Consider the following 12923-nt stretch of genomic DNA (forward strand, 5'->3'; position numbering starts at 1 on the left):
CATTCGTTGATCAAAACCTATTGAATAAAGAGGTGATGCCTGCGGGCGTCACCTCGCTGGCCAGCCGGTCAGCCCTGAAAGGATGAGATGATGCAGATGCAAAATGTGGATGTGGTGATTGTCGGTGGCGGCATGGTGGGGCTGGGGCTCGCTGCGGCCCTGAAACATAGCGCCCTCAAGGTGCTGGTGGTGGAGGGGCAACTGCCCGATCCGCAGCTGGGGGAGGTGGCCGATAACCGGGTCAGCGCCCTGAGTCTGGCCAGCCAGCAGATCCTGCGCCATGTCGGCGCCTGGGACGGCATTGAAGCGCGCCGCCTGCAGGCCTACGACAAGATGGCGGTGTGGGAACAGGACAGTTTCGGCCATATCGACTTCGATGCCGCCAGCCTGCGTCAGGCCAACCTCGGCCACATCGTCGAGAATCGGGTGATCCAGCTGGCGCTGCTTGAGGCGATTGAAGGTGCCAGCAATATCCAGTTGCTGACCCCCGCCAGAGCCAAGAGCCTGCAGAGCGGCCCGGCGGGCGCCCTGCTGCTCCTTGAAGATGGTCAGGCCATCTCGGCCAAACTGGTGGTGGCTGCCGATGGCGCTCACTCCTGGGTGCGCCGTCAGGCTGATATCCCGCTCACCAGCTGGGATTATGGCCACCACGCCCTGGTGGCGACGGTGCGCTGCGCCGAACCCCATGAAGCTGTTGCTCGCCAGATCTTCACCCCGGATGGCCCGCTCGCCTTTTTGCCGCTGTGGCAAGAGAACCTCTGCTCCATCGTCTGGTCGCTGCCTGCGGCCCGCGCCGAGGCGCTCTGCGCCTGCGATGATGAGCAGTTCAATCGCCAGCTTACCGCCGCCTTCGATGCCCGGCTCGGTCTGTGCAAGGTGGAGGGGCCGCGCAGCGCGATTCCTCTTACCGCCCGCTATGCCCGCGACTTTGCCCGCGAGCGGCTGGTGCTGGTGGGAGATGCCGCTCATACCATCCACCCGCTGGCGGGGCAGGGGGTCAACCTTGGCCTGCTGGATGCTGCCGCGCTGGCGGAGCAGATCTTGCAAAATCATGCCGCGGGCGAGGATATCGGCCTGCTCGCCAACCTGCGCAGCTACGAGCGCTGGCGTAAGAGCGAAGCGGCTCGCATGCTGGCGGCGATGGAAGGGCTCAAGCGGCTGTTCAGCGGGGCCAACCCGCTCAAGAAGCTGGTGCGGGGCGTGGGATTGCGCGCGGCCAATCTGCTGACGCCCTTCAAGGAGGGGGTGATCCGCGCCGCCATGGGGCTGGAGGGAGAGTTGCCCGCATTGGCCCGTCCTGACTGGGCTGTTGCTGCGACCAAGGGCAGTGCCATGCAGGCCAAGGGTGAAAAAAACTAATATTACTCGCCGTTTTTGACAACAAAAGTAATCCGACAAGGCTGATGACCCGTTTTGGGTGTCAGCCTTTAATTTTGCTCTGGAGCGAAACGTTTTTCCGCAAATTGTGACGAAACGGTAAAAATCAAAATTTAATCTCGCCTGAGTCGGCTTATGGCTGTTTTTATCACTGCATTTATCTTAGTGTCTGGAGTCAGTTTTACGGGAGGGGATTAGTTTTTTTTGAGCGGCACGCTCGCCTGCTTGTCATATAATCCGCTCCGTTCAAGGAATCCCTCTTGCCTGGCAAGGGCAGGAGCGAGCACACACTTTTGGATCCGGTCGCTTTTTGCTGTACGTAGTGCAGTCAGATCGGTGGCGCGGGTCGCAAGGGTGGTCGCCAAAGCGAAAAGGCTTTTTGCTAAGGAAAGAATGCGATGATCCAGACTACTGTACTGCATCCCAAACACCTGGAAGCCGGCGCCAAGATGGTGGACTTCCACGGTTGGGAAATGCCCATCAACTACGGCTCCCAGCTGGAAGAGCACCACGCGGTGCGCAGCGATGCCGGTATGTTCGATGTCTCCCACATGACCATCGTCGATTTGACCGGCGAACGGGTCAAAGCCTTTCTGCAACACCTGCTGGCCAACGACGTGGCCAAACTCACTGCCCCCGGCAAGGCCCTCTACAGCGGCATGCTCAATCCGGAAGGCGGCGTGATCGATGACCTCATCACCTATTACCTAACCGATACCTTCTACCGGCTGGTGGTCAACTCCGCTACCCGCGAGAAGGATCTGGCCTGGATCCGCCATCACGCCATCGATTTCGATGTCACCGTGACCGAGCGTCCCGAGCTTGCGATGATTGCGGTGCAGGGCCCCAACGCCAAGGTCAAGGCTGCTGCTGTGCTGAGCGCCGCTCAGCGTACCGCCGTGGTGGGGATGAAACCCTTCTTCGGCGTGCAGGCTGGCGAGCTCTTTATCGCCACTACCGGTTACACCGGCGAAGATGGTTATGAAATCGTGGTGCCGCAAGAGAAAGCCTGCGAGCTGTGGCAAGCGCTGCTGGATAACGGCGTTGCCCCGTGCGGCCTCGGTGCCCGCGATACCCTGCGCCTCGAAGCGGGAATGAACCTCTATGGTCAGGATATGGATGAGTCAGTCTCTCCACTCGCTGCCAACATGGCCTGGACCATCGCCTGGGAGCCGAGCGATCGCAACTTTATCGGCCGCGACGTGCTGGAAGCGCAGAAAGCGGCGGGCAACCAGCCCAAGCTGGTGGGTCTGGTGATGGAAGAGAAAGGGGTGCTGCGTGCCGGTATGCCCGTTACCTTCACCGCGGCAAACGGTGAGAAGCGGGAAGGTGTGATCACCTCCGGCTCTTTCTCCCCCACCCTGGGCTACAGTATTGCCCTTGCGCGGGTGCCCCGCGATATCGGTGAGCTGGCCGAGGTGGAGATCCGCAAGAAGCTGGTCACCGTGAAGGTCACCAAGCCCGCTTTCGTCCGTAACGGCCAGAAGCTGGTTTAATACCGTTTTGGGGGAGGGCAGTGCCTCCCCCATCCCTTTTCATATTCGTTTTTAAACGCGACTCAAAGATCAAAGGAAGCACAAATGAGCCATATCCCGAGCGAACTGAAATATGCCACTTCCCACGAGTGGATCCGTGTTGAAGCCAACGGCGAGGCCGTGGTTGGTATCACCGAGCACGCCCAGGAGCTGCTGGGTGACATGGTGTTTGTCGAGCTGCCGGAAGTGGGCAAGCAGGTCAGTGCCGGTGACGACTGCGCCGTGGCCGAGTCGGTCAAGGCGGCCTCCGATATCTACAGCCCGGTGAGCGGCGAGATCATTGCCGTCAACGAAGAGTTGGAAGGGAGCCCCGAGCTGGTCAACTCCGACCCCTACAGCGCTGGCTGGCTGTTCCGCATCAAGCTCGATGACGAGAGCGAACTGGCCAACCTGCTGGATGCCGAAGGCTACCAGAACGTGGTGGACGAAGAGTAATGCCCCCGGGCCCTGCCAACACAGCAGGGCCCCTTTGTATGACCGCCAGCCGGGCAAGCACCGGCCGGTGGAAGGGTGAAGTCGTCCGCGCCTGCCGTTTGCCACCCTAGGAGCCCAGGGGGCAAACGGGCCGGTTCGCAACAAGGCGATCCCCTCTTGATGCTGCCGCAGCATCCGGTGCCGCATCCTGTCTGCGGGACCCAGAACATGAGTGGAGTCGGTATCTGCCGACGATCAGGAACATCAGGTCTTGGTTATCAGGATGTCATGCCAGGACTTATTTATCAGGAAATAGGGAAATGACCCAGTCACTGTTTGAACTCGAGCAAAAAACCGATTTTGTCCGCCGCCATATCGGCCCGGGCGAGGAAGAGCTGCGCCAGCTGCTGGCGACCGTCGGGGCCGAAAGCCTGGACGATTTGATTGAACAGACCGTGCCCGCCGCCATTCGCCTGCCGGGTCCGCTGGGGATCGGTGCCGGCATGACCGAAGTAGAGGCGCTGGCCAAGCTCAAGGGCTATGCCGCTCAGAACAAGATTGCCAAGAGCTACATCGGCATGGGTTATCACGATACCCATGTGCCCCACGTCATTTTGCGCAATGTGCTGGAAAATCCGGGTTGGTATACCGCCTACACCCCCTATCAGCCCGAGCTGGCACAGGGCCGTCTCGAAGCCCTGCTCAACTTCCAGCAGCTGACGCTGGATCTCACCGGCATGGATCTGGCGAGTGCCTCCCTGCTGGATGAAGCGACCGCCGCCGCCGAGGCGATGGCGCTGGCCAAGCGGATGGCCAAGTCCAAATCCAACCTCTTCTTCGTGGCCGATGACGTGCACCCGCAGGTGATCGACGTGGTCAAGGAGCGCGCGGTTCACTTTGGTTTCGACGTGGCGGTTGGCGCCGCGAACGATGCAGTGAGCGAAGAGGTGTTCGGTGCCCTGTTCCAGTACCCCACCACCACAGGTGAGGTGAAAGATCTGCGCGCTCTGATTGCCGCGGTACAGGCCCAGAAAGGGCTGGCCTGCGTCAGCGCCGATCTGCTCTCTCTGCTGCTGCTCAAGTCCCCGGGCGAGCTGGGTGCCGACGTGGTGTTGGGCTCCGCCCAGCGCTTTGGCGTGCCCATGGGCTACGGTGGCCCCCACGCCGCCTTCTTCGCTACCCGCGATGCCTACAAACGTTCCATGCCGGGCCGTATCATCGGTGTCTCCAAGGATGCCCGCGGCAAGGCCGCGCTGCGCATGGCGATGCAGACCCGCGAGCAGCATATCCGCCGCGAGAAGGCCAACTCCAACATCTGTACCGCTCAGGTGCTGCTGGCCAACATGGCGAGCTTCTACGCCGTCTACCACGGTCCGGTGGGGCTGAAGACCATCGCCTCCCGCGTGCACCGTCTCACCACCATTCTGGCGCTTGGCCTCAAGGCCAAGGGGGTGGCCCTCAAGCATGCAAGCTGGTTCGATACCCTGACCGTGCAGACTGCTGACAAGGCCGCGCTGATCGCCAAGGCCGAGGGGCTCGGCATCAACCTTCGTGCAGACCTAGATGGCGCGGTAGGGGTGTCACTCTCTGAAACCACCACTCGCAGCGATGTGGCCGAGCTGTTCGATCTCTTCCTCGGTCAAGGCCATGGCCTCGACATCGAGGCCCTCGACAAGGCGGCCCAGGCCCATCACGCCATCCCGCAGGATCTGCTGCGCACCGATGCCGTGCTGACCCACGAGGTGTTCAACAAGTACCACTCCGAAACCGAGATGCTGCGTTATATCCACCGTCTCGAAGCCAAAGATCTGGCGCTCAACTACGCCATGATTTCGCTCGGCTCCTGCACCATGAAGCTCAACGCCACCGCCGAGATGATCCCGGTGACCTGGCCCGAGTTCGGCAAGTTGCACCCGTTCGCCCCGCTGGCACAGGCCAAGGGCTACCAACTGCTGCTGGCCGACCTCGAAAACTGGCTGGTGAAGGTGACCGGTTACGATGCGGTCTGCATGCAGCCCAACTCCGGGGCGCAGGGCGAGTACGCCGGTCTCTTGGCCATCAAGAAGTACCACGAATCCCGCGGCGAGGGGCATCGCGACATCTGCCTGATCCCAGCTTCTGCCCACGGCACCAACCCGGCCTCTGCCCAGATGGCGGGGCTCAAGGTGATCGTCACCGCCTGTGACAAGTCCGGCAACGTGGATCTCGACGATCTGCGTGCCAAGGCGGCCGAGGCGGGGGATCAACTCTCCTGTCTGATGGTGACCTATCCCTCCACCCACGGGGTGTATGAGGAGACCATCAAGGAGGTGTGCGACATCGTTCACCAGCACGGTGGTCAGGTCTATCTGGACGGCGCCAACATGAATGCGCAAGTCGGGTTGACGGCGCCGGGCTTTATCGGGGCGGACGTCTCTCACCTCAACCTGCACAAAACCTTCGCCATTCCTCACGGTGGTGGCGGCCCGGGCATGGGCCCCATCGGCGTGAAGAAACATCTGGCACCGTTCGTGGCCGGTCACGCTGTGGTCAAGACCAACAAGGAGAGCCGTGATAACGGCGCCGTGTCGGCGGCACCGTTTGGCTCAGCCAGTATCCTGCCCATCAGCTGGATGTATATCGCCATGCTGGGTGACGAGGGGCTGAAGAAATCCACTCAGGTAGCGATCCTAAACGCCAACTATCTGGCCAAGAAGCTGGGTGACTCCTTCCCGGTGCTCTATTCCGGGCGCAACGGTCGGGTAGCTCACGAGTGCATTCTGGATATCCGTCCGCTCAAAGAGGCTTCCGGCATCAGCGAGATGGACGTTGCCAAGCGGCTGATGGACTACGGCTTCCACGCACCGACCATGAGCTTCCCGGTAGCGGGCACCCTGATGGTCGAACCGACCGAGTCGGAATCCAAGCGCGAGCTGGATCGTTTCGTCGAGGCGATGACTTCCATCCGCGCCGAGATTGCCAAGGTGCAGGAGGGGCAGTGGAGCCTCGCCGACAACCCGCTGGTCCATGCGCCGCACACGCAGGATGATGTGATGGATGCAGAGTGGTCCCGTGGCTACAGCCGCGCCGAGGCGGTCTTCCCGTCCGACGCCGTGCGCGCCGCCAAGTTGTGGCCCTCTGTGAACCGCATCGACGATGTCTACGGCGATCGCAACCTGTTCTGTGCCTGTATCCCGACTGAGGATTACGCCAAGTAAGTGGCGTCCAGGAGCAACAGTTAAGCCGCATAAACAACAGGGCCACCCAGACGGGTGGCCCTTCGTTTACATGGACTTTATCTGCATGCTGCTATCCGAATGTCCGGCTTAAGTCCTTGAGCTGGCTCGCTTTGCTCTGCAAATTGGCACTGGTTTCACTCACCTGATCGATTTTGAGACTGTTATCGTGAGAGAGCGAGGATATCTGGTTGATATTGCGACTGATCTCCTCGATGACCGCTTGTTGCTCGGTGGCTGCGGCGGTGATCTGGTTGGAAAAATCAGAGACCTTGTCTATCTCGACCACAACCTGATTCAGGTTGCCGGTGCTTGCCCGGGTGGTGGCGAGGCAGGCGTTGGTTCTGGTCACATTGAGATGCATCATCTCTTTCCATCCCCCCAGGGTTTGCTGGATATGGCCAATGCTGTTCTGGATCTGCTCTGTTGCCTTGTGGGTTCTGGTCGACAGGCTGCGAACCTCGTCCGCCACAACTGCAAAGCCGCGTCCCTGATCGCCGGCCCGTGCGGCTTCGATGGAGGCATTGAGCGCCAGCAGGTTGGTTTGATCCGCAATACCGCGAATTTCGCTCATGATGGTGCCGATCCGCTCGGACTCGCTCGCCAGCTCGACAGCTGACTGGAAGGCTTGCTCCGCCTGGGTGGCCAGCGCCGACATCTCTTCTCCTGCTTCCGAAAGCTGGGTGCTGGTGGTGATGCAGTGGCTACGGGCCTCTTCAATCTGGCTGTTGCTGTCTTGAATATTGCGGTTGATCTCCTCGGCGGCCGAAGCCATCTGGGTGACGGCGGTGGCAATCTGCTGGATCTGCGTGTCTTGCGAAGAGATATCCTGGCTGGCCAGCGAGGCGGAGCCGCGCAGGTCATTGGCCATGGCATTGAGCGACGCGGTGGTGTCATCCACCCTGCCGAGTACGGTACGGATCTTCGCTTGCCCGAGTTTGATATGGAAATCGGCGATGCTGTGGGGGGCATCCCCCGAGAAGATAAGGCGGCTGATGCTGTCGTAATCCTGCTCGAGCTGCTGCAAGAATCGCGGCGTGAGGAAGAGAGGGTGGCGATTGAACCAGATTGTTGCCAAGAGGGGTATGATTACCCAGAGCGCCTGCAGCGGTGAGATCAGCCAGAGCGCGCTGATCACGCTGACGAGCAGCAGGGGGATGGTCATCATGGCCGGCGTGAGTTGACGCAGGCCCATGTGAATGGCAGAGCCGGTTTCACGGGCTTTAAGGGTTTTGTACATCTGGCTGGCACGCGCTTTGTGCTCTGCGGCGGGGCGGCAGCGGACGGATTGGTAACCCACCATCTTGCCATCTTCATAAATCGGGGTGACATAGGCATCAACCCAATAATAGCGACCATCTTTGCAGCGGTTTTTTACCATCCCTCGCCATGGTTTACCCGCCTGCAGGTGGGCCCAGAGATCGGCAAACGCTGCCTTGGGCATGTCGGGGTGGCGCACCAGATTGTGATGCTGCCCCAACATCTCTTCCAGGCGATAGCCTGCCACCTGACAAAACGCCGGATTGGCGTAGGTGATGTCCCCTTTGAGATCGGTCGTCGATACCAACTGGATATCGTCGGCAAATTCAACCTCGGTATCTGTGGTGTGAAGCGAGCTGGTTACCATGATCAGACTCCGGTTTCGGCGTAACGGAATACTTCGTCTGAGTATGGCAGAGGATGTTCATTTATTGTGTTGTTGCACATTAACTCTTGTGCTACTGCGTGGGGACGGGATGGGTCTCACATTTTTACAGCGCGGTTTGGCGAGGGGAGGCAAGCCAAGTAACATGGCGTGACTTATGGCTGTGAAGCGAGACAGGTAACGCAATGAAGTTGGATGCGATTTTATGGGATTATGACGGTACTCTGGTCAATTCGGTGCCGAAGAATATCGATATCACCAAGCAGATCCTGGCTGAGGTCGCCCCCCATCTGACCGGAGAACATCTGCCGCGCTATCTGCGCAGCGAAGCGGAATATCACCATGCCAATCACGCCGCCAAGAACTGGCAGGCGCTCTATATGGATTACTACGGTTTGTCGCGGGACGAGATGGTGCTGGCTGGCAGTCTGTGGGCCAAGCATCAGGAGATGAACCGGACCGAGGTGCGTTTTTTTGCGGGGCTGGAGGCGGTGATTGACCATTTCTCTGCCATTCCCCACGGAATTTGTTCGCAGAACTCCCAAAAGAATATTCGCCGGGTTCTGGAGCAGCATGGCGTGAACAGCCTGTTCAAGGCTGTGGTCGGCTATGATGACGTGCCCGGACAGCAGCAAAAACCTCATCCTTTCGGTGGCCTCAAATGTCTGGAGTCTATCTTCGGCCCAGCTAGGTGCCAGTCGCTGATCTATATCGGTGACCATGAAGCGGATGTGCAGTTTGCCCGTCATTTGCAAGCGGCGCTTGGCGAGCAGAGCCGTGTGATATCGGTGGCTGTCGCCTATAGCCGCGCGACCCCGGAGCGCTGGGAACACCAACCCGACCATATCGCCCGTGACGTCGAGGATCTGCTCCCCATCGTCGGGCAATATCTGTAACGCCGGTTGCAGATTGCCGTACGGAATAGACAAACGCCGATCAGTTGATCGGCGTTTGTCTATGGGAAGCCTGATGGTTTCACACTCAGCTGGCTTAACACCCTGTCTGTTTAATGATGGGCGACTTAAAACAGCAGTTGCGTCAGGTAGCCCATCAGGATCGCCATGCCGAGGATCACGGTAAGGAAGGCCGCAATCATCGGGGTTCTGAACATCGACTTGAGCAGGATAACCTCGGTCAGACTGGCACCGGCACTGCCGATGATCAGCGCCATGACGGCGCCCATTCCCATCCCTTTGCCCAGCAGTACCGACGCCAGCGGAATCACGGCCTCGGCACGGATGTAGAGCGGGATCCCGACGATGGCGCTGAAGGGGATGGCCAGCGGGTTGTCGGCGCCGGCATGGGCGGCGATCCACTCGGCCGGAATAAAGCCGTAAATAAACGAGCCGATGAGCACCCCCAGCAGCAGGAAGGGCAATACCGCTTTGAACTGCTGCCAGGCATCGATGCGAGCTTTGACCCAGGCGGTGGGGAGCTGTGGCGCTCTGGTCAGGGTTGCCGTGCCATCGCCGCAGCAGGAGAGGGTGGCCTGCTCTGCCATCTCTGGTTGCTGAGCCGGGCAGCACGCTGCCCCGTTGAGGGGTTTGATTGCGCGAATGGCACAGCGTTGGTTGTCACTGCAATGTGCTTGAGTTGTGGCGCGGGTCGCCGGGCTACAGTCGCTACCGCAAGAGGGGGTGGCCTCTTTGGGGTCGATGACATGGCGCTCGAACCCCAATCTGTCGAGTAGCATGCTCGCCATGACGGAGACGCTGGCGGCGATCACGGCGTAGAGCAGGGTCACTTTCCAGCCGAAGGTGGCCCACATCAAGCCGACGATGATGGGGTTCAGCAGTGGCGAAATAAACAGGAAGGTGAGGGTGGGGCCAAAGCCAGCCTTGGCCGAAAGTAGTCCTCTCAGCATCGGGATGGTGGAGCAGCTGCAAAAGGGGGTGACGGCGCCGAGCAGGGCTGAGAGCAGATAGCCCTTGCCATGGCGCGCCCCCAGCATCCGTTGGATCTTCTCGTCGGGGATCTTCTGGCGGATCAGGCTGACCCCGGCGCTAATGACCAGAAACAGCACCGACAGCTCGACAGCCAGAAACAGGAACATCTGGGCTGCATCGGTCAGCATGGTTAACCACTCATTCATTGTCGTATCCTCACTTGTTTTCTATATTTCCAAAATAACCGAAATAAATGATCGGTCAAGATATTTCTGGTATTATCGAAATATCAAATTCGTGGAGGGCACAGAGATGCAACTGGAAGAGGTCGCCAAGGCATTGAAAGAGCTGGGTCATCCGACCCGGCTGTTTATCTTCAAGCATCTGGTCAAGGCGGGAGAGCAGGGGCTGCCGGTGGGTGAGCTGCAAAAGCAGCTGGCGATCCCCGCTTCCACCCTCAGCCACCATATCGCGGCGCTGGTCTCGGTGGGGCTGGTGAAGCAAAACCGGGAGAGTCGGACCCTGCTTTGCGTCTCTCAATACGCGGTGCTGGAGGAGATCATCGCCTTTTTCCGCGATGAGTGTTGCGTCAACAGCCCGGAGCATCGGCAAGATCAAAGGCAAGAGCTGCCTTCCTGAGGGCTATGGCTGCTAGTAGTGCTGCGCGTAATAAAAAAACGCCGATCATGCGATCGGCGTTTTGCATTGTTTTTCTCAGCTGCGGGTATTAACCCAGATTGGCTGCAACCTTGCTTTGGGCCTGTCCCTTGCGCTTGATGACAAAGCCAATGCCCAGTACCACCAGCCAGGCGGGGATCAGTTCGACTGAGATGCGGAAATCGGGGGTCATGTACATGATCACCAGGATACCAGCCATGAACGCGAGGCAGAGGTAGTTGCCGAAGGGATACCAGAACGCCTTGAACTTGGGCTGGACGCCTTCTGCGACTTTGGCCTTGCGGAACTTGAGGTGCGCGAGGCTGATCATCGCCCAGTTGATCACCAGTGCGGAGACCACCAGCGCCATCAGCAGGCCGAACGCCTTGCCCGGCATCAGGTAGTTGATCAGCACGCAGAGCAGGGTGGCGATGGCCGAGACCGAGAGGGCAACCAGTGGCACGCCGCTCTTGTTGGTCTTGAGCAGGGCTTTCGGGCCGTTGCCCTGTTTGGCCAGACCGAACAGCATCCGGCTGTTGCAGTAGACGCAGCTGTTGTAGACCGACAGTGCCGCCGTCAGCACCACGATGTTGAGTACGGTGGCGACCAGATTGCTGTCCAGAGCGTGGAAAATCATCACGAACGGGCTGCCGCCTTCCACCACTTTACCCCAAGGGTAGAGGGACATCAGGATAGCCAGAGCACCGATGTAGAAGATTAGGATGCGGTAGATCACCTGATTGGTGGCCTTGGGAATGCTCTTCTCGGGGTTGTCCGCTTCGGCGGCGGTAATGCCCACCAGCTCCAGACCGCCGAAGGAGAACATGATCACCGCCATCGCCATCACCAGACCGCTGATGCCGTTGGGGAAGAAACCGCCCTGAGCCCACAGGTTAGTGACGCTCGCCTCGGGTCCGCCGGCACCGGAGAGGAGCAGATAGCCGCCAAAGCCAATCATGCCGATGATGGCGACCACCTTGATGATGGCGAACCAGAACTCCATTTCGCCAAACGCTTTGACGTTGGAGAGGTTGATGGCGTTGATCAGCACGAAGAAGAAGGCTGCCGACATCCAGGTCGGGATCTCGGGCCACCAGTACTGGACATAGATGCCCACCGCGGTCAGCTCGGCCATGCTCACCAGCACGTAGAGCACCCAGTAGTTCCAGCCGGACGCAAAACCGGCAAACTCACCCCAGTATTTGTAGGCAAAGTGGCTGAATGAACCGGCTACCGGCTCTTCCACCACCATTTCGCCGAGCTGGCGCATGATCAGGAAGGCGATAAAGCCGCCGATGGCATACCCCAGCAGGACCGAAGGGCCTGCCATCTTGATGGTTTGGGCAATGCCCAGAAAGAGGCCGGTGCCGATGGCGCCGCCCAAAGCAATCAACTGAATGTGGCGGTTTTTAAGGCCGCGCTTCAGCTCCTCACCGTCTTGTTTCAAATCCATGGGTCTGTCCTTACGTCTCTGTTGTCTCTGGTCGGTGTTGGGCTCATCCTGAGCAGGCCGCATTGCGTAGCCAAAACCTGACGAAATCTGTATTTATTTCGTTACGACATGCCATTTTCAATTTTTTAGTGTTGGCTGGCAACTGAAGCAGAATAGTGATAATCCGCCATGAATGCACCTATTTTCCATCTCTAATGGCCGTATTTTGTACCAAAGGCAGCTTTTTCATGATTTGAAGAGGCTTCTTGGTAGTTTTTGGTTGATGTTTGTGCAATCGAATTCTGTTTTGTTGACATTTTGTCTTGTTGGTGTGCTTTTGTGGTGCCAAGCCACAAATAGATGCAAATGATGCCAAACAAGCAAGAGTACAGGGAAGAGTGCAGGGAGTTGGAGTACAGAGAGCGCGAAAGCGTGCTGCAACAAGGGGTTGCCCGGGGTGTGCTGGTGGCGCTCTGGTTAGGGATTGCTGCCAGTCCGCTGTTGTTGCTGGTGGCCGCGATTATGTTGCTGGGTTGGCTGTTACTCGGTGATCAGGGATTGCTGCACTACTGGCAGTCGCTGTTGCTGGTGGGTGGGGTAACGGGGGCGCTCGTTGGCGGCTGGCTGGCGGAGCGGGTTCGCCTGCGCCACGGTTTGCTGGCCTTCTATGCCAGGTTGATGAACAACCCTGAGCTCAATCGTTAGTTAACGCTGGCTGTTTGCCGAGCGCAGCAGAACGGAATCGAATAGCGGCAACTGGCA

General features: G+C 59.2%; 11 protein-coding genes. 7 read left to right on the top strand and 4 right to left on the bottom strand.

What is annotated here, in order from left to right:
• The first annotated feature begins 90 nt into the window (after positions 1 to 90).
• Positions 91 to 1359, top strand: a complete 1269-nt coding sequence (locus ACTG19_RS21355; RefSeq protein ID WP_113739261.1) for an FAD-dependent 2-octaprenylphenol hydroxylase — start codon at positions 91 to 93, stop codon at positions 1357 to 1359.
• A gap of 212 nt (positions 1360 to 1571) precedes the next feature.
• Here ACTG19_RS21355 and ACTG19_RS21360 read toward each other — a convergent pair whose 3' ends face one another.
• Complete coding sequence (locus ACTG19_RS21360) at positions 1572 to 1799, bottom strand: hypothetical protein (RefSeq protein WP_113739262.1); 228 nt, start codon at positions 1797 to 1799, stop codon at positions 1572 to 1574.
• On the opposite strand from ACTG19_RS21360, the gene gcvT reads away from it, so the two are divergent.
• The 3 genes from gcvT to gcvP all read left to right on the top strand — a co-directional run bounded on the left by gcvT (position 1776) and on the right by gcvP (position 6523).
• Complete coding sequence (gene gcvT, locus ACTG19_RS21365; protein WP_113739263.1) at positions 1776 to 2873, top strand: glycine cleavage system aminomethyltransferase GcvT; 1098 nt, start codon at positions 1776 to 1778, stop codon at positions 2871 to 2873. The genes ACTG19_RS21360 and gcvT overlap by 24 nt on opposite strands.
• A gap of 84 nt (positions 2874 to 2957) precedes the next feature.
• A complete protein-coding gene (gene gcvH / locus ACTG19_RS21370) occupies positions 2958 to 3347 on the top strand; it encodes a glycine cleavage system protein GcvH (protein ID WP_005333898.1) in 390 nt (129 codons plus the stop codon).
• Between the two features lie 299 nt (positions 3348 to 3646).
• Positions 3647 to 6523: an aminomethyl-transferring glycine dehydrogenase gene (gcvP, locus tag ACTG19_RS21375; protein ID WP_439989542.1), complete on the top strand. Its 2877-nt coding sequence runs from the start codon at positions 3647 to 3649 to the stop codon at positions 6521 to 6523.
• A gap of 91 nt (positions 6524 to 6614) precedes the next feature.
• Here the strand turns inward: gcvP and ACTG19_RS21380 are convergent, their stop codons facing one another.
• Positions 6615 to 8168, bottom strand: a complete 1554-nt coding sequence (locus ACTG19_RS21380; RefSeq protein WP_100645568.1) for a methyl-accepting chemotaxis protein — start codon at positions 8166 to 8168, stop codon at positions 6615 to 6617.
• 203 nt (positions 8169 to 8371) lie between these two features.
• Here ACTG19_RS21380 and ACTG19_RS21385 point away from each other — a divergent pair, with 203 nt between their 5' ends.
• Positions 8372 to 9082: an HAD family hydrolase gene (locus tag ACTG19_RS21385; RefSeq protein ID WP_113739267.1), complete on the top strand. Its 711-nt coding sequence runs from the start codon at positions 8372 to 8374 to the stop codon at positions 9080 to 9082.
• 125 nt (positions 9083 to 9207) lie between these two features.
• Here the strand turns inward: ACTG19_RS21385 and ACTG19_RS21390 are convergent, their stop codons facing one another.
• Entirely contained in the window at positions 9208 to 10278 is a 1071-nt protein-coding gene (locus ACTG19_RS21390; protein ID WP_439989543.1) for a permease, read from the bottom strand.
• A 106-nt stretch (positions 10279 to 10384) separates the two neighbouring features.
• Here ACTG19_RS21390 and ACTG19_RS21395 point away from each other — a divergent pair, with 106 nt between their 5' ends.
• Positions 10385 to 10711 (top strand): ArsR/SmtB family transcription factor, encoded by a 327-nt coding sequence (locus ACTG19_RS21395; protein ID WP_005344826.1) that lies wholly within the window; start codon positions 10385 to 10387, stop codon positions 10709 to 10711.
• A gap of 88 nt (positions 10712 to 10799) precedes the next feature.
• On the opposite strand, the gene ACTG19_RS21400 is transcribed toward ACTG19_RS21395, so the two are convergent.
• Positions 10800 to 12182 carry an amino acid permease gene (locus ACTG19_RS21400; protein ID WP_005352966.1) on the bottom strand — a complete coding sequence of 461 codons (1383 nt, stop codon included), beginning with the start codon at positions 12180 to 12182 and terminating at the stop codon, positions 10800 to 10802.
• A gap of 387 nt (positions 12183 to 12569) precedes the next feature.
• Here ACTG19_RS21400 and ACTG19_RS21405 point away from each other — a divergent pair, with 387 nt between their 5' ends.
• On the top strand, positions 12570 to 12866 hold the full coding sequence (locus ACTG19_RS21405; protein WP_233267204.1) for a hypothetical protein: 297 nt from the start codon (positions 12570 to 12572) through the stop codon (positions 12864 to 12866).
• Positions 12867 to 12923: the final 57 nt, after the last annotated feature.

The sequence above is a fragment of the Aeromonas sp. 3P genome (genome assembly GCF_051919745.1).
Classification (GTDB): domain Bacteria; phylum Pseudomonadota; class Gammaproteobacteria; order Enterobacterales; family Aeromonadaceae; genus Aeromonas; species Aeromonas veronii.